Origin of the sequence: Micromonospora sp. WMMD1102, assembly GCF_029626265.1 — a bacterium.
GTDB lineage: Bacteria > Actinomycetota > Actinomycetes > Mycobacteriales > Micromonosporaceae > Plantactinospora.
Genome location: NZ_JARUBN010000001.1, coordinates 4,496,736 through 4,515,199, shown reverse-complemented (window position 1 = coordinate 4,515,199; position 18,464 = coordinate 4,496,736). Strand labels below are relative to the sequence as shown.

17 protein-coding genes are annotated in these 18,464 nt (G+C 73.0%); 4 read left to right on the top strand and 13 right to left on the bottom strand.

The window, feature by feature from the left end; genetic code table 11:
- Positions 1–8: 8 nt before the first annotated feature.
- The 7 genes from O7626_RS20135 to O7626_RS20105 all read right to left on the bottom strand — a co-directional run bounded on the left by O7626_RS20135 (position 9) and on the right by O7626_RS20105 (position 8,922).
- The gene (locus tag O7626_RS20135) at positions 9–2,087 is read right to left on the bottom strand and encodes a galactose oxidase-like domain-containing protein (RefSeq protein ID WP_278062709.1); all 2,079 of its coding nucleotides are present in this window, start codon (positions 2,085–2,087) and stop codon (positions 9–11) included.
- Positions 2,084–3,250 carry a glycosyltransferase family 2 protein gene (locus O7626_RS20130; protein WP_278062708.1) on the bottom strand — a complete coding sequence of 389 codons (1,167 nt, stop codon included), beginning with the start codon at positions 3,248–3,250 and terminating at the stop codon, positions 2,084–2,086. The genes O7626_RS20135 and O7626_RS20130 overlap by 4 nt, the downstream gene beginning before the upstream one ends.
- The gene (locus tag O7626_RS20125) at positions 3,243–4,898 is read right to left on the bottom strand and encodes a glycosyltransferase family 39 protein (protein WP_278062707.1); all 1,656 of its coding nucleotides are present in this window, start codon (positions 4,896–4,898) and stop codon (positions 3,243–3,245) included. The genes O7626_RS20130 and O7626_RS20125 overlap by 8 nt, the downstream gene beginning before the upstream one ends.
- Positions 4,895–6,178 carry a glycosyltransferase gene (locus O7626_RS20120; RefSeq protein ID WP_278062706.1) on the bottom strand — a complete coding sequence of 428 codons (1,284 nt, stop codon included), beginning with the start codon at positions 6,176–6,178 and terminating at the stop codon, positions 4,895–4,897. The genes O7626_RS20125 and O7626_RS20120 overlap by 4 nt, the downstream gene beginning before the upstream one ends.
- 286 nt (positions 6,179–6,464) lie before the next feature.
- A complete protein-coding gene (locus tag O7626_RS20115; RefSeq protein WP_278062705.1) occupies positions 6,465–7,226 on the bottom strand; it encodes an amino acid ABC transporter ATP-binding protein in 762 nt (253 codons plus the stop codon).
- Positions 7,223–8,062 (bottom strand): amino acid ABC transporter permease, encoded by an 840-nt coding sequence (locus tag O7626_RS20110; protein WP_278066220.1) that lies wholly within the window; start codon positions 8,060–8,062, stop codon positions 7,223–7,225. The genes O7626_RS20115 and O7626_RS20110 overlap by 4 nt, the downstream gene beginning before the upstream one ends.
- A gap of 2 nt (positions 8,063–8,064) precedes the next feature.
- On the bottom strand, positions 8,065–8,922 hold the full coding sequence (locus tag O7626_RS20105; protein ID WP_278062704.1) for an ABC transporter substrate-binding protein: 858 nt from the start codon (positions 8,920–8,922) through the stop codon (positions 8,065–8,067).
- A 178-nt stretch (positions 8,923–9,100) separates the two neighbouring features.
- On the opposite strand from O7626_RS20105, the gene O7626_RS20100 reads away from it, so the two are divergent.
- From O7626_RS20100 to hisG, 4 genes are all read left to right on the top strand, one after another.
- Entirely contained in the window at positions 9,101–9,664 is a 564-nt protein-coding gene (locus O7626_RS20100) for a SigE family RNA polymerase sigma factor (RefSeq protein WP_278062703.1), read from the top strand.
- Positions 9,661–10,839 (top strand): GerMN domain-containing protein, encoded by a 1,179-nt coding sequence (locus O7626_RS20095; RefSeq protein WP_278062702.1) that lies wholly within the window; start codon positions 9,661–9,663, stop codon positions 10,837–10,839. The genes O7626_RS20100 and O7626_RS20095 overlap by 4 nt, the downstream gene beginning before the upstream one ends.
- Positions 10,840–10,945: 106 nt before the next feature.
- A complete protein-coding gene (locus tag O7626_RS20090; RefSeq protein WP_101366712.1) occupies positions 10,946–11,209 on the top strand; it encodes a phosphoribosyl-ATP diphosphatase in 264 nt (87 codons plus the stop codon).
- A gap of 120 nt (positions 11,210–11,329) precedes the next feature.
- Entirely contained in the window at positions 11,330–12,175 is an 846-nt protein-coding gene (hisG, locus tag O7626_RS20085) for an ATP phosphoribosyltransferase (RefSeq protein ID WP_278062701.1), read from the top strand.
- A 413-nt stretch (positions 12,176–12,588) separates the two neighbouring features.
- On the opposite strand, the gene O7626_RS20080 is transcribed toward hisG, so the two are convergent.
- The 6 genes from O7626_RS20080 to O7626_RS20055 form a co-directional block, all read right to left on the bottom strand.
- A complete protein-coding gene (locus O7626_RS20080; RefSeq protein WP_278062700.1) occupies positions 12,589–12,819 on the bottom strand; it encodes a hypothetical protein in 231 nt (76 codons plus the stop codon).
- A 176-nt stretch (positions 12,820–12,995) separates the two neighbouring features.
- Positions 12,996–13,916, bottom strand: coding sequence for a TauD/TfdA family dioxygenase (locus O7626_RS20075; RefSeq protein WP_278062699.1), 921 nt, complete (start codon positions 13,914–13,916; stop codon positions 12,996–12,998).
- Complete coding sequence (locus O7626_RS20070; protein WP_278062698.1) at positions 13,916–15,271, bottom strand: galactosyltransferase-related protein; 1,356 nt, start codon at positions 15,269–15,271, stop codon at positions 13,916–13,918. Before O7626_RS20070 ends, O7626_RS20075 begins: the two co-directional genes overlap by 1 nt.
- Entirely contained in the window at positions 15,268–16,041 is a 774-nt protein-coding gene (locus O7626_RS20065) for a PIG-L family deacetylase (protein WP_278062697.1), read from the bottom strand. Before O7626_RS20065 ends, O7626_RS20070 begins: the two co-directional genes overlap by 4 nt.
- Positions 16,038–17,711: a nitroreductase family protein gene (locus O7626_RS20060; protein ID WP_278062696.1), complete on the bottom strand. Its 1,674-nt coding sequence runs from the start codon at positions 17,709–17,711 to the stop codon at positions 16,038–16,040. Before O7626_RS20060 ends, O7626_RS20065 begins: the two co-directional genes overlap by 4 nt.
- On the bottom strand, positions 17,701–18,456 hold the full coding sequence (locus tag O7626_RS20055) for an SDR family oxidoreductase (RefSeq protein ID WP_278062695.1): 756 nt from the start codon (positions 18,454–18,456) through the stop codon (positions 17,701–17,703). The genes O7626_RS20060 and O7626_RS20055 overlap by 11 nt, the downstream gene beginning before the upstream one ends.
- Positions 18,457–18,464: the final 8 nt, after the last annotated feature.

Genomic DNA, 18,464 nt, shown 5'->3' with positions numbered 1-18,464 from the left:
CCGGCGGCTCATCCGAGCCTCACCCAGCTGGCCAGCGACGGCACTCCGGCGGCGTTGTGCACGAAGAGCATGTACCAGCCGGGCGGCGCGATGTTCGGATTGCTCGTCACGTTCAGGCCGATCATGTTTCCCTCCACCGACATGGGCAACTCCACGAAGCGCTGGTTCGGGTCGGACGAGTGGGTGACCGCCGCCGGCCGGATCAGCGACGCCCGGGTCACCGGGGAGTCGACGGTGACCTGCTGGGTGCTGCCGTAGCCCCAGTCGGTCCGCGCCACCGAGGTGATCTGCGGCCGGGGCCCCTTGAACAGGTAGGTCGGCGAGTAGATCGAGATCCGCATGTCGAAGCTGCCGTTCCCGGGGTTGTCCCCGACCGCCATCACCCGGCCGTCGGGCAGCAGGAACGCGGCGGAGTGGTAGCCGCGGGGCACCGGGTCGGCGGCCATCGGGGTGAACGTGTCGGTCTGCGGGTCGAAGACGGACGCCTCGTGCACCGGGTCGGCCCGGTTGTGCAGCGCACCGCCGGTCTCGAAGACCGTACCGTCGGGCAGCAGCACCGCCGAGACGTACATCTTGCCCTGGGTGGCGGTCTGCGGGACGCCGCCGGTGAGCGTTCCGGCGGGCAGGTCGGGGCCGGGCAGGTACGCCGGATCGGTCTGCTTCAGGTCGACGATGTCGGTGAGCCGGTGCGCGTCCGGGTTGGTCTCGATGTTGCCGCCGCCGAAGGTGGCCACCCGCTGGTCCTGGGCCGGCGGCAGGAGCACGCTGGCGGACTGGTCCCGCTCGTCCTTGCGGCGCAGGCCGGGCACGTCGGTGATGGCGCCGGTGCGGTAGTCGAAGATCGAGGCGCCGGTGCCGGGCAGCCCGTTGCCGAAGACGTGGCTGCCGGTGTAGAAGAGCCGGCCGTCCTGCATCAGCACCATCGCCGGATAGAGGCCCCAGAACGACCACGTCTGGTTGGCCTCCCAGATCCGCAGCCAGCGCTCCTGCTCGGCGTCGTAGTACTCGGCGGCGACCGTGCCGTTCGCGTCCTCGCCGAGGCCGCCGAGGGAGAGTACGTCGCCGTTGCCGAGCAGCGTCGCCGACGGGTACCAGTGCCCGGCCGCCAGGTCGTTGGTGCGGGTGTAGGACCCGGTCGCCGGGTCGAACAGGTACGAGTCGGGCAGTCCCTTGTAGCCGACGGTCCCGCCGGCGCTCGGATAGTCCTTGTTGCCGCCCATCACCAGCACCCGGCCGTCGGCCAACTGGACGTGCCCGGCGCAGAACAGGTCGGCCGGGGTGGGCACGCTGTCGAACGCGCCGGTCGCCGGGTCGTAGAGCGCGGTACCGAAGCTGCCGGCGGCGAAGTGGTCCGGATCGTTACCGGAGCCGGCGATCAGCAGTACCCGGCCGTTGTGCAGTACCACCGAGTGGATGGCGCGCACCGGCGAGGCGTACGGCATGACCTGCCATGCGCCCTTCTCGCACGCCTCCGGGTCGGTGCAGGTCTCGCCGGGGCCGCCGACGGTGGCGTCGACCATCGAGTAGTCGTCGGTGAGCAGCCACCCCACCCCGTAGATGCTCAGCCCCCAGCTGAGCTGGTCGGTGCCGGCCGGCACCGGCGGGGTCCGGACGACCGTCTCGGTCCACCCGCCGGCCACCGGCAGGGTGGCCAGGTCCAGCCAGTACTGCCAGCCGAGGGTGGTGTCGTGCCGGAAGACGGTGACCGCGACGGCCGGGGTCGACGACCGGTACCACGCCGACAGGTCGTACTGGTGCTCCGGCGTGACCTGTGGGGCGCAGGTCGAGGTCTCCAGCATCATCAGCTTGCGGTCGCCGGGACCGGTGGACGAGGTGATCCCGATCCGCATGGCGTTGGCGCCGTGGTGGGCGTCGGAGGAGACGGTGTAGCTGAACTCCTGGTCGCCCCAGCCAGACGCCTCCCAACAGCTCGGAAAGCCGGCGGTGAGCTGCTCCAGGCTCGGATTGTGCAGCAGGTTGACGGCGGCGCCGGCCGGCGTGCCGACCAGGCCGACCACGACGAGGAGGACGAGGACGAGAAGTTGCCCGAGGACGCGTCGGGCCGGGCGCCCGCTGTCGATGTTCACGGTGCCTCCGCTACGGTGCCGGACGGTTCGGGGGCGGGGACGTAGACGACCCGGTCGATCACGACGAACCGGACCAGGAAGGCGGCCACCAGGGTCGCCAGGTTCGCGACGAGCACGTTCAGGTGCAGCAGGTCGATGAGTGCGGCGAGCAGGGGGATCCGGACCAGCAGGTCGGCGTTGTTGAGCGTGACGAAGCGGCCGAGCCGGCCCGGTAGCGCGTGCCGGCGGGGCGCCCGGCGGAAGAGCAGCAGGTCGGTCAGGGTGAAGTTCCAGGCGATCGCCACCTGGGTCGCCACGATCGCGGCCGGCAGGTAGTGCACGCCCAGCCCGGTGGTGAGCAGCCAGAGCGTGACCAGGTTGGGCAGTACGCCGGAGAGCCCGATGACGCCGTAGCCGAGCATCCGCGCCCGGGTGCGGCCGACGCGCAGTACGGTGACGTGTCGCAGGAACCGCAGGCCATCCCGGACCGACGACTTCGACTCCCCGGCGAACCGGTCCGCGAAGGTGTACGGCACCTCGGTGATCCGGTCCGGTCTGGTCCGGACGACAAGTTCCAGCAGGATCTTGTAGCCGAAGGGCCGGAGCTGGTCCGGGTCGACCAGGGCGGCCCGGAACGCGAAGAATCCGCTCATCGGGTCGCTGACCCGGGCCAGGTCCCGCCAGAACAGCAGCCGGGTCAGCAGCGTCGAGGCGGCGGAGACCGCCCGCCGGTAACCGTTGGCCAGCCCGGTCCGCCCGCCGCCGTCGGCGTAGCGGCTGGCGACGACCAGGCTGGCCCGGTCCCGTTCACCGGCGGCGACCAGTTCGGCCAGCACCGGGGGCGGGTGTTGCAGGTCCGCGTCCATCACCACCACCCAGGCGCCCTGGGCCAGCCGGATCCCCTCGACCACCGCGCCGCCGAGCCCGGCCAGCGGCTGCTCCCGGTGGTGCACCAGGACCGGGACCGGAAAGCGCCGGGCCGCGGCCTCGACCACCTCGGCGGTACCGTCGGTGCTGTCGTCCACGAAGACGACCTCCGCCGGGGTACCCGCCAGCACCTCGGCCAGCCGACGCAGCAGCTCGTCGACGTTGTCCCGCTCGTTGAACGTCGGGATCACCACCGACACGTACGGCGGGTGGTCGGCCGGTTCGGCTCCGGCCACGAGCTGGGCCCGGTCAGTCACGGCGCACCTGCCGGATCTCGATGCGGTCGGAGCCGGTGCCGAAGGTGACCAGCGGTGCGGAGTTGGCCAGCAGCAGGTCCACCGTCGGCAGCGGGTTGTCGTCGGCCCGCATCGGCGGGGTGGAGACGATCAGGTCGACCTCCCGCCACCCGTCCGTCAGCCGCTCCGCCACCTCCCGGTCCAGGTCCAGTTTGTAGAACCAGATCACCCGGTCCCGCCGGTAGCCGGCGTCGAGCAGGTCCAGCCAGAGCACGTCGTCGGTGACGATCGTCCGGTCCGACCGCTCCGGGACCTCGGTACGCAGCCAGGCCAGCGCCGCGGCGTACCTGCCGTTGTCCTCGGCGGTGACCGCCCGCAGGTTCCCCTCGTACCACCGGGGTGCCACCACCGCCAGCGCGACGGCCACGGCCGCGACGACCACGGCGACCCGCAGGCTCCGCTCGGTCCGGCCGGCCCGGTCCCGCCAGCCGAGCAGCCGGCGGGCGCCGGTCTCGGCCAGCCCGGCGACCGCGACGGCCAGGAACGGCAGCGCCTGGACGACGTACATGGCCGGCAGGTATCCGTCGGGGCGCAGCGCCACCGCGAGCAGCAGCGTCACCGCGACCGCGACCGGCCGGAGCCGGCGTACGGCGAGACAGAGCAGGCCGGCGACGATCCCGGCGTAGATCAGGACCGGATCGTAGAAGAGCCACGCGTCCAGCACCTCGCGGGCACTGCTGCCGGCGGCGAAGAGGCTGCCGGAACCCTCCCGGCCCTGCAACTGGAACCGCAGCGCGCCGAGCAGCGAGACGTGTCCCGGGCCGGGCAGGAGTTCCCTCTTCAGCAGGGCGTAGAGCGGATAGCCGATGCCGACCGTGAGCAGGCCGGTGCCGAAGCCCGCGAACGAGAATGGCCGCACGCCGCCCGGCGCCGTACCCCGCCACAGCGCCACCACCAGCGCCGGCAGCACGATCACGATGGTCTCCTTGGAGAGCACGGCGGCCCCGGCGGCGGCACCCGCCGCGACGTGGTGCCACAGGTGCCGGCGGGGGGAGAGGGCCAGCACGAAGGCGCCGAGCATCCAGGCCACCGCGAAGCTGTCCAGGTAGATCTGCCGTTGCATGGTCACCGCGAGCGGGGAGAGTCCGTAGCCGAGGACCGCGACGGCTCCGGTCCAGCGGGCCAGGCCGAGCCGCCGGCAGAGCAGGTAGACCAGCACCAGACTGGTGCCGGTGACCGGCAGCATCGCCACCCGGCCGGTGACCACGGCGAGCTGGTCCGGCATCAGCAGCGCGGGCAGCCAGGAGAGCCCCGCGAGCTGGATCCAGCCGAGCGGGGGATGGTCGTACCAGTACGTGTAGTGGGCCAGCGCCAGCCCCTCCCGGACCGCCCAGGCCTGGGCCAGGTAGGTCCCCTCGTCGTCGGTGACGATCGGGAAACCGCCGATGTTCCAGGCCTGCACCGTCAGCACGACGCCGAGCAGCGCGCCGAGCAGCGCGACGTCGGGGTGTGGCCGTCGGCGCGGACGGCCGCGGCGGCTCTGGTGGCCGCGGCGGCTTTGTCGGCCGGTCTCCGGGCGGGCGGCCGGGCCGGGTCCGCTGATCCGCGGCAGTACCTCGGTGGCTGCGGGCCTCGGTGGGTCGATCGGCGGGCCGGCGGTCCTCGTCATGCGACGCTGCCCTCCCGGATCGCCGGCGCGGCGCCGGACAGGTGGGCGTCGGGCAGGTGGGCGCCGACGTGGGCGGTCAGCTCCCAGTCGTCCTGCCCGCGCAGGGCCCGCCAGACGGCCCGGACCGCGGCCACCGCCAGCACGAGCATGTACGGGAAGGCGCCGAACACCAGCCGGAGATAGTGGATCGGCCCGATCCGGAGCTGGTACTGCCGGCCGAAGTCGCGCAGGCCGACGACCTGGAACATCAGGGTGGCGGTCATCGGGGCGATCGGAAGGAAGCTCACCAGTGCGGCGCCGATCCCGACGTCGAAGAAGACCGCGATGACGATGCCCAGCGGCACGACCACGCCGGAGAACGCCTGCACGAACGGAGCGGTGAGGGTGTAGCGGGCGAGCATCCGCTGCCAGAACGACGGCAGCCGGCGCCAGTCGCCCTTGTCCAACACCTGGAGGAAGCCCTGGTTCCACCGGGTCCGTTGCCTGACCAGGGCGGCCAGCGAGGCCGGCGTCTCCTCCCGGGTGACGAGTGTGGAGTCGTACGCCACCACGACCTTCGCGCCCCGGCTGGAGAGCCGTACGCCGAGGTCACAGTCTTCGGCGAGGCAGTTCCCGTCCCAGCTGCCGACCGCCCGCAGCGCGGTGGCCCGGACGAAGACCGTGTTGCCGCCGAGCGGGATGAACCCCTTGTCCGCGTGCAGGTGCAGCCGGCTGCGGAACCAGAAGAAGTACTCCAGGCAGTTGTGCAGGCTGTACCAGCTGGAATGAAAATTGATCAGTTGTACGCCGCCCTGCACGACGTCGGCGCCGGTGGCCCGGAAGGCGTGGTCGACGTACTCCAGCAGGTCCGGGTGCACCTGGTCCTCGGCGTCGAACACCCCGATCACCAGGCCCCGGCAGTACGGCAGGGCCGTGTTCAACGCCCGTGGCTTGTTCTTCACCGGGTTGGTGTCGACGACCACCCGGACCCGGTGCCGATGGGTCCTGGCGAGCCGGTGCGCCACGGCGGCGGTCTCCGGGTCGTCGTGCCCCACGATGATGATGATTTCGAATCTGGTGTGCGTGGACCGCATCAGCCGCAGCACCGTGTGTTCCAGCACCCGCTGCTCGTGCCGGGCCGGCAGGAGCAGCGAGAAGGAGAGCGTGTGCGTGCCGTCCGGCGCGGCGAACCGGGTCGCGGCCAGGGTTTCGGGCGTCCGCCAGGCGTGCATCGTCCACCACAACGTGACCGAGGCGAAGGCGAAGAGAATTGTTGATATGACTACGATGACAAGTGCCACCAGAAGACCCCTTCTGTACCGGGCCGATGGAGCGGCAATTCTTGACAAAGGCTCCTGGCGACGATGGAACGGTAATCCAGGGGGCGCGTCAATTGTTTCCGGCCGGTAGCGGCCGGGGTTGGCGGGTATCTGTCAGGCGGCGTGGCCGGCTACCCGCACTTCGCCCGGCGAGCAATTACCCGACCGGCGAAACTGTCGAAATAATCATCCGAGCGGAACTCTGGCCGAACGGTGTGCCGACCCGGTCGCTGGAATTTCCGTATTCTTCCGGTGCAATTTCGGTTCCTCAGCCGACCTGGAGCCGGCCCGCCTCGATGATCCGGCGGAGGAACTGCCGGGTACGCGGCTGGGTCGGCTCGCCGAGCACCTGCTCCGGCGGCCCCTCCTCGATCACCCGGCCGCCGTCCAGGAAGCAGACCCGGTCGGCGACCTCGCGGGCGAACCCCATCTCGTGGGTGGCCAGCACCATGGTCATGCCGGCCGCCTTCAGGTCCCGGACCATCGTCAGCACCTCGCCGACGAGTTCCGGGTCCAGTGCCGAGGTCACCTCGTCGAGCAGCAGCAGCCGGGGCGAGTTGACCAGGGCCCGGACGATCGCCACCCGCTGCTGCTGCCCGCCGGAGAGCCGGTCGGGATAGGCGTCGGCCTGGTCGGCCAGGCCGACCCGGGCCAGCAGGTCCCGGGCCTGCGACTCGGCCTCGGCCCGGTCCCGCCGGTGCACCCGGACCGGCGCCAGTGTGATGTTGTCCAGCACCCGCAGGTGCGGGAAGAGGTTGTACGCCTGGAAGACGATCCCGATCCGCCGACGCACCAGGTCGGGGTCGCTACGCGGGTCGGTGATGTGCTCGCCGTCCAGTTCGATGGTGCCGTCGTCGATCTCCTCCAGCAGGTTGACGCAGCGCAGCAGGGTGGACTTGCCGGAGCCGGAGGCGCCGATCAACGCCACTACCTCGTGCTCGGCCACCGTCAGGTCGAGGTCGTCGAGCACGACGTCGCCGCCGAAGACCTTGCGCAGCCCCCGGCAGCGCAGCACCGGCCCGCCGGTCATCGGGCGGCCTGCCGGCGGGCGGCGCGCAGCGTCACCCAGTCGGTGACCGCGATCAGTGGTACGGCGAGCAGCACGAAGAGCACCCCCGCCACAATGTACGGCGTGTAGTTGAACGTCTCGGCGGTGGCGATCTGCGCGGCCCGTACCGCGTCGATCGGGCCGGCCAGCGAGACCAGCCCGACGTCCTTCTGCAACGCGACCACGTCGTTGAGCAGCGGCGGGGCGACCCGGCGGACCGCCTGCGGCAGCACCACGTGCCGCATCGTCTGCCGGTGGGTGAGCCCGAGCGACCGGGCGGCGGCGAGCTGGCTCGGATGGACCGACTCGATGCCGGCCCGGAACACCTCGGCCAGGTAGCCGCCGTAGGTGAGGACCAGGGCGGCCCCGCCGAGCACAAGTACCGACGGCATCCCCTGCAACCGCAGGCCGGGCACGCCGAAGGTGAGCACGTAGATCACGATGATCAGCGGCAGCCCGCGGAACGTGTAGGTGTAGCCGGCGGCCAGCGCCCGGACCGGGAAGAAGACCGGCCCGCGCAGGGTGCGCAGCACCGCGACCAGCAGGCCGAGGGCGAGCGCGCCGAGCGCGCAGAAGAAGAGCAGCCGGACGTTGAGCCAGAGCCCGGTGAGGACCTCCGGCAGCGCCTCCCGGCCGATCCGCGGGTCCAGGAACGACTGGCGGACCCGCTCCCAGCCGGGCGAGCCGGTGACCGCGAGCACCAGCAGGGTGCCGAGGACCCCGGTCGAGGCGGCGGCCACCAGCACCGAGCGGACCGTCTGCCGTTTCCGGTAGGCGGTCCGCTGGCGGGCGGTCGGTGAGGGGTGGTGGTCGAGCAGGCTCACGTGATGTCGGGTACGTCGACAACCTCGGAGAGCCAGGTCTTCTCCAGGTTCTCGAGCTTGCCGCTGCCGCGCAGCGCGTCGACCGCGCCGCTCACGCAACCGGTCAGCGGCGAGCCCTTGTCGAGCAGCAGGCCGAAGGTCTCCGGTACGCCGACCTGCGGCAGCTGCCCGACGATGGTGGCGTCCTTGATCTCGGCCGAGGTGATGTAGAAGGCGGTCGGCAGGTCCACCACGATGCCGTCGAGCTGGCCGTTCTGTAGCGCCTTCTTGGCGTCGTCGTTGGTGTTGTAGACCTGCGGCTTGACCGTCGGCTTGATCAGGTCGGTGATCGCCTGGTAGCTGGTGGTGCCCACCTGCGCGCCGAGCTTGGCGCCCTGGAGGTCGGCCAGCCGGGTCTTACCGGTGATCTTCGAGCCCTTCCCGGCGACGACGGCCTGCCGGACCAGGTAGTACGGCGAGGTCATGTCGACCGCCTGCTTGCGCTCGTCGGTGATGGAGAACTGGTTGATGTCGAAGTCGAACTCCTTCGGCCCCGGCGCGATCGCGGTCTCGAACTTGACGCGTACCCACTGCACGTCGATCCGGGCGAAGCCGAGCTGCTGGGCGATCTCGTACGCGACCGCCGACTCGAAGCCCTTGCCGTTGGCCGGCAGGTTGTCGGCGAACCACGGCGCGTACGCGGGCTCGTCGGTGGCGATGGTCAACTTCCCCGGGGTACGGGTCTTCAGCTCGGCCTTGGTGCAGGCGGACTGCGGTGGACCGGGCGCGGGTTGGTTCTGGGGCGCGCAGCCGGCGAGGGCCGCGAAGACAACGAGAGCGGTCGGAAGCGCGACCGGCAGAGATCGGCGAGCCATGGCCGACAGCATAGGCACACGTCGACGCCTACCCATAGACGTCTCTCTCGATCCGGTCCGGATGTCAGCCGGTCGGGTGGGTCTGCGGCCTGTCGACTGGTGCCGGCCCGGCCTGCCGGGTAGACCGGAACCTGGCGTGCCGGGTAAACCGGAACGGGCGGTCGCGCGTCATGCGGTCGTGACGACCCGACTGGTCTCCGACCCGCCCGGCGGGAGGACCATGACACGACCGGGACCAGCACAGTGGTCGGCCGACGAGGCGGTCACCAGCCTCTACGCCGCCCACTACCGCCCGCTGGTGCGACTCGCCACGCTGCTCCTGCACGACCGGGGCGCGGCCGAGGAGATCGTGCAGGACGGCTATGTCGCCCTGCACGGGCACTGGTCCCGGCTGCGGGACGCCGACCGGGCGCTCGGCTACCTGCGGACCAGTGTGCTGAACCGCTGCCGCTCGGCGCTGCGGCACCGTCGGGTGGTGACGGCGTACCTGGCCGGCGCCGGGCCGCTGGCGAGCGCGCCGAGCGCCGAGGCCGGGGCCCTCGACCTGCTCCGGCACGACACGGTGATGGCCGCGCTGCGTGCCCTGCCGCCCCGGCAACGGGAGGCGCTGGTGCTGCGCTACTACCTCGACCTCTCGGAGGCCGAGACGGCCGACCTGATGGGCGTCAGCCGGGGCGCGGTGAAGAGCCACACCTTCCGTGGGCTGGCCGCACTGAAGCAGAGTCTGGGGGCGGAACGATGACGGCCGAGCGGTTGTCGGGGGACGAGGAGACGCTGCGCCGGGTACTCGCGGCCGAGGCCGACCGGATCGAGCCGGGGCCGGACGCGCTGGCCGGCATCCAACGGCGGATCCGGGCCGGCGACGGCGGTGCCCGGCGCCGCTGGCGCCGGCCGGGCAGGTGGCACCGGCCGGAGTGGTCGGCTCCCCGGCGCCGCTGGGGCGGCTGGTCGCCACTGGCGGCCGGCGCGGTGACGGTCGCCACGCTCGGCGTGGCGGCGGCGGTCGTCGGGCTGGCCGGCACGGTGGTGCCGACCCCCTCGGACCGGGCCCGGCCCCACCCCGGCGCGGTCGGTCCGTCGCCGTCGGTCTCCGTGGCACCGTCGCCGGGCGACCCACACCCCGGCCCGACCCCGCCGGACGGCGCGGTCGCCCCGTCGGCCGGAGCCGGCACCGGCACCCCGGCACCCGGCACCGGCACCGCCGCCCTGCCGGTCTACTACCTCGGCGGCGACCCGGCCCGACCCCGGCTCTACCGGGAGTTCCACCGGCTCTGGCTGCACGACGGCTCGGCCCGGGACCGGATCACCGCCGCGCTGCGGAACCTGCTGGACGGGCCGCTCGGGATGGACCCGGACTACCGCAACCCGTGGCCGGAGGGTACCGACCTGCGTGCGGTGACCGTCGCCGGCGGCATCGCCACCGTCGACCTCGGTGGAGCGGCCCGCGACGTCGACGACGTCGACGAGGTCACCGCACGGCTGGCCGTGCAGCAACTGGTCTGGACCGTCACCGCGGCGCCCGGGGTCACCGGGCTGCGGCTGCGGCTCGACGGGTCGGCGGTCGACCGGCTCTGGGGCGGGGTCGACATCACCGGGGTGCTGCGCCGGGCCCCGGCGACGGAGGTACTCGCCCCGGTCTGGCTGATCGCGCCGCAGCACGGCGACACGGTCGGCCGGAGCTTCCAGGTGCACCTCGCCGGGATGCTGCCGGAGGCGACCGCCCAGCTCCGGATCCAGCGGGGGTCCCGGATCGTGCGCGACCAGTTCGTCACGCTCTCCGCGGCCGGGCCGGCACAGGGGGAGGCGAAGATCACCGTCACGCTGCCGCCGGGCCGGTACACCCTGACCGGGTACGCGATCTCGCTTGCCGACGGGACCGCGCAGTTCCTCGACGACCACACCGTGACGGTGCGCTGAGCGGGTGCGCCCGACGGTGCGTCCGGCCGGTCGGCGGTCCACCTGGTGGGCCGCCGACCGACCCGGCGGCCGGTACCGGATCGGTGGGCTGCCAGAATCGGATGTCGTGAAGACGTTCGAGGAGCTGTTCGCCGAGCTGCAGGCCAAGGCCGCGGCCGGCACCCCCGGCTCGGCGACGGTGGCCGCGCTGGAGCGCGGCGTGCACGCGATCGGCAAGAAGGTCGTCGAGGAGGCGGCCGAGGCGTGGATGGCCGCCGAGCACGAGGGTCCGGAACGGGCCGCCGAGGAAATCTCCCAGCTGCTCTACCAGGCGCAGGTGCTGATGCTCGCCACCGGCCTGGAACTCAAGGACGTCTACCGACATCTGTAGTGCCCCGCCGCGTACCCCCGACCGGTCGACCCTGCCGCACCGCCGGCCCGTCGACCCCGCCGGGACGCGTCCGTCAGCCCGATCCCGATCTCGATCCCTGACCTGCGAGGAGCACTTCCGATGCTGCGCATCGCCATTCCCAACAAGGGCACCCTGTCCGGGCCCGCCGCCCAGATGCTGCGCGAGGCGGGCTACCGCCAGCGCGCCGACGACCGTGACCTGATCTGCCGGGACGAGGCCAACGACGTCGAGTTCTTCTACCTGCGCCCCAAGGACATCGCCACCTACGTCGGCTCCGGCGACCTCGATCTCGGCATCACCGGCCGGGACCTGCTCGTCGACTCGGCCAGTCCGGCCGAGGAGATGCTCGACCTCGACTTCGGCGCGGCGACCTTCCGGTTCGCCGCCCGGCCGGAGACCGTCGCCACGGTCGACCAGATCGCCAACCGGCGCATCGCCACCGCCTATCCCGGGGTGGTCGAGGGATACCTCGCCGAGCACGGGGTCACCGCGACGGTCATCCGGCTCGACGGCGCGGTCGAGAACGCCGTACGCCTCGGCGTGGCCGACCTGGTGGCGGACGTGGTGGAGACCGGTGCCACGCTGCGGCAGGCCGGTCTGGTGATCATCGGCGAGCCCATCCTGCGCTCGTCGGCCGTACTGGTACGCCGCAGCGGTGCACCGGCCAACGGGCAGGTGGACCAGCTGGTCCGGCGCCTGCACGGGGTGCTGGTCGCCCGGCGGTACGTGATGCTCGCCTACGACGTCCGGGCCGACCTGCTGGAGAAGGCCACCGCGCTCACCCCGGGGATCGAGTCGCCGACCATCTCGCCGCTGCACCGGGAGGGCTGGGTGGCGGTCCAGGCGATGGTGCTGCGCCGGGACGTACACCGGATCATGGACGAGCTGTACGAGGTCGGCGCCCGGGCGATCCTGGTCACGGACATCCACGCCTGCCGGCTCTGACGCCGCCCGTCCGGCCCGGGGTGGCGTAGCCACCGCCACCGTCCGGCTGCCCCTCGCCCTCGTGGCGTCGGCCCGAAGGGTTGCCGGACGGTGGCCGTGGCCCCAATCTGCACCGACACGGTGCGGCGCCTCGGAGCCGGGCCCCGAGGTCGCGGTGTCGCCCCGCCGCGCCTGCCCGGCCGGATGCCGGCCTCCGCGTCAGGGCGGCGCACACCACATCCCCGGAGGCCGGCTCGGGCTTCCCGGGCTCGGCTTCCCGGGCTCGGGCCGCCCGCGCCGGGGCGGCGCCCGACGGTCAGGCGGTGAACTGGACCGCCAGGTCCTGCTCCGCCGTCCTCGCCGTGCCCCGGCCGCCCAGGCAGCCCTCAGGACCGGCCGGCCGAGCGGTCAACAGGCGCTCCCGCTGCCTGTGATCAGCCTTCGTGCACATGGCAGACGGAGTCACAGACGCAGTTGCAGCCCTGACCGCCACAGGCCAGGGTGCAGCTCTTCGTGGTCAGCGACGGATCCACCAGGGTTACTCCCGGCGACATGGAGAGCGTGCTCAGCGTCAGTTCCGGCCGCTGCGGATCGATCTGGAACCCGTTCAGGTCCAGGCCGGACAGATCCCGGACGACGGCCTCGAAGTCTTCCCGTACCTTCATTCTGTCCCCTTCGTATTCCGGTCCGCGTCCGGTCGGAACCGCCCCTGTCGAGCACGATCTGGATGGCGGATCCGCCGCGCGGCTGCCTCAACCGTATGGATCATCGGATCGGCCCAGCCAGGCAACGGACGGGTAAGTTACCGGCATCGGGTCCTGCGGCACGGCGCCCTGCCCGGTCAGCGCACCGGCGGCGACCGGTCCGGCGCGGCTGGCGCGCGCCACCACCGGTCGACCGACGCGGGCGTCAGGTAACCCATCCGGACCAGGATGCGCCGGGCCGGATCGGCAAAGCCGCGTCGGCCGTGCATCACGCGCGTGTTGTTCACGACGACGACGTCACCCGGTTGCCACGGCACCGGCTCGGTGAGTTCCTCGGCGACCGACGCGACCTCGCCGAGCACCTCGGCCGGAAACGGCGTGCCGTCGGCCATCCGCAGCTCCAGCCGCCGCCCGTCGTCGGCATCGCCGCCCCCGGTCCGGACCAGCACGGAGTTGCAGAACGCCGGTAGGCCGTCGAAGAGCGCCGGCGTGACGCACCGGGTCGACAGGCGCATCCGGACGGTCCGGCCCACCGCGTCGGCGGCCACCGACTCCCAGGGCATCAGGAACGGCGCGTATCCGGTGATCGCGGCGACCGCCGCCGCCGGGTCGTCGGCCCCGCACATCTGCTGCCAACTGCCGTCCGGCATGTCGAGTTGCCAGCGGATCTCGGCACCGGTGACGAACTCCCGGGTCGCCCGGGGCAGGGCCGCCAGGAGCCGGACGCCGTCACAGACGATCGTCTCGCCGCCGTCGGCCGCCGGACGCTCGCAGTAGAACATGAGCAGCGAGGGCGAACCGGGGACGTACGACGCCTCGCGGTGCAGCGGGATTCCCTGTCGGCCCCTCGTCACGGTGGTCGTCGTCGCGTCACCGGCCACGAACTCCCGGGCCTCCGCCAGCGCGGTGCCGTGCGAGCGTGGCCGCATCAGCGCGTCGCCGAGGGCGACGAACTCGGCGCGGGAGAAGCGGTCCGCGGGCCGCAGCAGCACCGCCCCGTGGTCGGCGACCCGACCGAGCACCTGCTCCGGTTCCCGCAGGTCCGTGACGATCTCCATCAGCCGTGCTCCTCGGTGCTCGGGACGTCCGGGCGGGCGGCGTCGGCCCCGGGCGCGTACCGGTCGATGACACCGATCTCCCGGGTCGGCCAGTACTGCACCCGGGACGGCCCGTTCGTCGGTACGCCGTCGCGGATCTCGGCCCTGGCCGGCGGGTGGTACAGATGCAGCAGCGTGTCGGAGTACCGCTCCAGCGCGGCCCACAGGCCGAGCCTGATCGCGAAGTCGTCGTCCTCGCCGCCCCACCCTTCGAACCGTTCGTCCAGGCCGCCGACCCGGTGGAACAGTTCGGTGCGCAGCCAGACGCAGCCGCCGGAGGGGGACCGGAGCGCGAAGCCGCGCAGCGACTCCCGTCCGGCCGAGGGCGCCGCCGCCAGGCAGCGCCGCGCGATGGCGTGCCGGCTCGCCGCCGGATCGAGATAGAGGGCGTTCCGGTACGGAAGCAGCGCGCCGACTCCGGCGTGCAGGAACCGTGCGCCGTTGCGCAGCAGGAAGTGGCGGTCCACGAGGATGTCGGCGTCCAGCACGCAGACCAGGTCGGTCCGGACGGGACTGTTGCGCACACCGACGTTCACGGTCCACGCCTTGTTGAACGGGCCGTCCTTGGGCGCGAAGAGGTAGGTGTCCGCGAGCGGGCGCACCGCCTCGCGCCAGCGAGGTCGACTGTCCGACTCGACGACCGTCACGTGGTAGCGGTGCCGGGGCAGCGCCTGGTCGGCCAGCGCCCGCAGGCAGGCCAGCGCGTTGCGGAGCCGGACCGCGTCGGCCCGGCCGTCCCGGAACGGCACCACGACCAGTACGGTGGGCGGGTTCGGTGACCGTTCGGCGGCCGGGTGGACCGGCGGGGTCGTGCCGTCCGGCGAGGTCGTACCGTCCGGTGCGTCCGGCTGCGCGGTGGCCACCGGAGGGCCACCCTGCGACGCCGGCATCAACGCCGCCACGGCCATCTCGTCACCGGTGTTCCGGTACCGCCGTCCGACGTGGTAGCCGATCCGCGACATGCCCTCGGCCCGCCACGCCGCCCGGAAGAGCGACTCGGTGCCGTCGTCGGGCCGGGCGGCCAGCCGGGTGAGCGCGTCGCGCAGCCGGAAGTACGTCCGCGTCGAGTCGGGAGCCTCGACCAGTTGCCCGGCCAGCGTCCGCGCCGGTTCGGCGGCCAGGGCCAGCGCCTCCGTCGTGACCTCGTCCCGCCACCGGCGCGCCTGGTCCCAGTAGGTCGGGCTGGCCGAGCGCGCCCGCGGGTCCGCCGTGACGACCAGGGTGTCCGCGACAGCGGCGGCCAGCCGGCCCGGATACCGACGGCACAGGGCACGGATGTCGTCTCCGCCGCCGGGCCTCTCGCCGACCGAGGTCATCGGATCCGCCACACGGCCTCGGTCTGCAACGGCCCGGGGCAGCTCATCAGACCTCGCGCGGTCAGGCTCAACGGCGCGAGCTGCGACGCGTACGCCCAGACAGCCCGCCGCTTCACCGCCCACTCGGCAGCGCTGAGCCGGACCCAACGCAGTACCGCCTCGGCCGGCGGATCGTCCAACATCGCGATCGTCCGCAGTGCGTGCCGGTCGCCCAGTACCCGTTCACTTCCCTCGGCCCCCCAGTGCCACAGGTTGGCGGCGTACGGCAGGTCGGCGTAGATCTGGACGCCGACCCGGGTACGCCCGGTCAGCCAGCGCAGCCCGTCGTCCCGTACCCGGACATGGTCCCGGTGGCCTCCGATGCCGGCCGGGAGCAGCACCGTCGTGCCGTCCGGTACCCCGGCCAGCACCGCGCGCAGTTCGTCGAGACCGCCCCCGCCCCCGCCGTACGCACCGTCCACCCCGGTCAGGTGCAGCGCGGTCGCGCCCAGCACCGCGCAGGCGACCCGGTCCTCCTCGGACCGGACCCAGGCCGCGCTCGACGCGTCGTCGAATCCGCTGAACCGGTCCCAGTCGCTCACCGGTCGCGGCTGCTTCGGCGCCCGCGCGAAGACCGTCGCGACCACGGTGGGCCGGCCCAGCCTGATGAGCAGTCCGGTGGTGGAGAGCAGGGCGTCGTCGAGATGGGGCGACACCACGAGTACGCCGTTGGGACCGAGTAGATCGGCCAGCGCGACGACGTCGGTCGGGCCGAGCACCCGTGAGGTCACCGGGCACCCCCGGCCGGGGTGCCGGGACCGAGTGCGATGTCGACCACCCCACCCAGCGGTGCGCCCCGCCCCACGACGACGTGCATCAGGTCGTGCTGGTCGGCCGGTAGGCCGAACAGCCGCGCCGCCGGCCCGCTGTGGTATCCGAAGGACGGCCGGCACGCCAGCCCGGTCGCCGAGGCGGCCAGGGCGGCCCGCTGCACCGCGATGCCCGCGATCATGCCCTGGATGCGGTACCAGGCGTCGCCGACCGCGTCGAGACCGGCGTCGAGGACGCCGTAGAGGAAGATGCTCGCCGCGGCCGGCCGGAGGCTGCTGCCGTTCCCCTCCACCCGGACCGCGTCGACCGATGCGCGGATGTCACCGCGACGACCGGCGGAGACGAGACGGTGGGCGTACGGGTCGTACGCGTAGCCGCCCGGCTCGACGTCCTCGACACGTTCCACCGCGCAGTACGCGCTCAGGTGTCCGCACCGCCCGGCGGTGCCGGCCAGGTCGCTGTCGTATCCGCTGAGCAGATGCCACAACACGGTGCCGAACTCGGCCTGCGACAGCGGCGCCGGGGTGAGCCGTACGGCGGACCGCCGGACCGCCACGCCCCGGCGGAGGTCCACCGGAAGCGGCCCGGGGAGCGGGACGACCGACGGCGGGGTGCCCCCGGACGCCGGTGGGACGACCGAGGGCGCGGCGACCCCGGGCACCAGCGGGGCTACCACACCCGGCGGGGTGCCCCCGGACAGCACCCGGGCGTCCCCGGTGGCGGCCCGGCTCGCCCTGTGCAGCCGCAGGACCGCCGGATGCGCGAGCCGGAGCAGTTCGCGGTCGGCTGCCAGGCCGGTCGACCGGGTGACAGCCGGCGGCGGCCGGCCGGCCACCTTACGCACCCCGACGACCTGCGCCTCGACCAGCGCATAGCTCGATTCGAGGTCCGGGTCGAGGCCGAACGCCGCGTCCAGCAGGTCGGTGTCGAAGGTGAACCGGACCGCCGCCGGGACCGGGGCGGGGACCGCGGCCAGCACCATCCCGAGCAGTACGCCGCTGTCGACGACGCCGAGGCGGTAGCCGAAACTGCCGTACTTGGCGCTGTTCTTCCACAGCCGGCAGGAGATCAGGAACACCACGCCGGCGGGCTCGTGGCCCAGAGCGGTCCGGAGCAGACCGCGCGGATCACCGGTGGCCAGGGTTTCCAGTAGGTGGTGCGTCGCGTCGTAGTGGTACAGCCCGCCGGGCAGCGAGTCGTCCCCGGCGACCGCCGCGTACAGCTCGGTCGGGTGGAAGCCACCGCCGGACGGCACCGCCCGGGCGACGCCGCTCACCGGTGGGTATCCCTCGCCCCCGGCGACGGGCCGGCCGTCCAGCACGGCGCAGGACCGGCCCGTGAAGTAGTGGTAGCGGGTGGGCGCGTAGGACGCGGCGACCGCGCCGACCACCGACATGGCGTCGGGATCGCGCCCGCACGGCCCCGCAACGCTGGCCGGCCAGGGCAGCTCGACGACGGCGCCGTCCGGATGCTGCTTGTGCCGCCGGTCGCGGGCCAGCCCGGAGACGCCGGTGCGCGGCAGCGTGAGGTAGGCGCGGGCGGCGGCACCGCGCGCCGGCACGGCGCCGTCCCGGCCGCTCACCGCCGCGCTCCGGCCCGGTGTCCGGAGCTCCGGGATGTCACCGGGCATGGGAGGCACCGTTCAGGTCGAGTACGGCGCCGCTGCACCACTCGGCGGCGGGCGAGGCCAGGTAGTGCACCGCGTCGGCTACCTCCGCCGGCCGTCCGACCCGGTCGAACGGGCTGCGGGCACGCATCGCCGCGCCCACCGGCGAGGCGAGTACGTCGCGGGTCATGTCCGTCTCCACCCATCCCGGGGCCACCGCCGCCACCGCTATGCCCCGCAGACCCAGCGCCACCGCCATCGACTGGGTGAACGAGTTCAACCCCGCCTTGCTCGCCGCGTACGCGGCCGCGGACCACTCACCCCGGAACGCGCTCACCGAGCTGACGTTCACGATCCGGCCACCCGCCTGCAGGTGCCGGACGGCTGCCCAGGTCGTGTTGACCGCCCCCAGCAGGTTGACGTCGAGCGTCTCCCGCCAGGCACGCCGCCAGCCGGGATAGCCGGTCTCGTGGATCGGATGGGTTCCGAAGACGCCGGCATTGTTCACCAGCACGGCGAGACCGCCCAGCGCGTCGGCCGCCTCGTCCACCATCCGCAGCACCGCGTCGGCGTCGCGCAGGTCGGCCACCACCGACACATGCCCGACACCCGGCAGCTCGGCGTGCGGCTCCGCGGCCCGGGCACCGGTGCCGCTGTGGTGCACGGCCACCCGGTCGCCGGCGGCGGCGAACCTGTGCGCGATGGCGGCACCGATGCCCCGGGACGCCCCGGTGACCAGCACCGGCCGGCCGGCGGTCGCATCGGGCACATCCCCCG

What these genes read in the sequence shown, in the direction of transcription:
- O7626_RS20125 (WP_278062707.1), bottom strand. Translation starts at nt 4,898, where the DNA reads ATGACGAGGACCGCCGGCCCGCCGATCGACCCACCGAGGCCCGCAGCC.
- O7626_RS20115 (WP_278062705.1), bottom strand. Translation starts at nt 7,226, where the DNA reads ATGACCGGCGGGCCGGTGCTGCGCTGCCGGGGGCTGCGCAAGGTCTTC.
- O7626_RS20105 (WP_278062704.1), bottom strand. Translation starts at nt 8,922, where the DNA reads ATGGCTCGCCGATCTCTGCCGGTCGCGCTTCCGACCGCTCTCGTTGTC.
- O7626_RS20095 (WP_278062702.1), top strand. Translation starts at nt 9,661, where the DNA reads ATGACGGCCGAGCGGTTGTCGGGGGACGAGGAGACGCTGCGCCGGGTA.
- hisG (WP_278062701.1), top strand. Translation starts at nt 11,330, where the DNA reads ATGCTGCGCATCGCCATTCCCAACAAGGGCACCCTGTCCGGGCCCGCC.
- O7626_RS20080 (WP_278062700.1), bottom strand. Translation starts at nt 12,819, where the DNA reads ATGAAGGTACGGGAAGACTTCGAGGCCGTCGTCCGGGATCTGTCCGGC.
- O7626_RS20075 (WP_278062699.1), bottom strand. Translation starts at nt 13,916, where the DNA reads ATGGAGATCGTCACGGACCTGCGGGAACCGGAGCAGGTGCTCGGTCGG.
- O7626_RS20070 (WP_278062698.1), bottom strand. Translation starts at nt 15,271, where the DNA reads ATGACCTCGGTCGGCGAGAGGCCCGGCGGCGGAGACGACATCCGTGCC.
- O7626_RS20060 (WP_278062696.1), bottom strand. Translation starts at nt 17,711, where the DNA reads ATGCCCGGTGACATCCCGGAGCTCCGGACACCGGGCCGGAGCGCGGCG.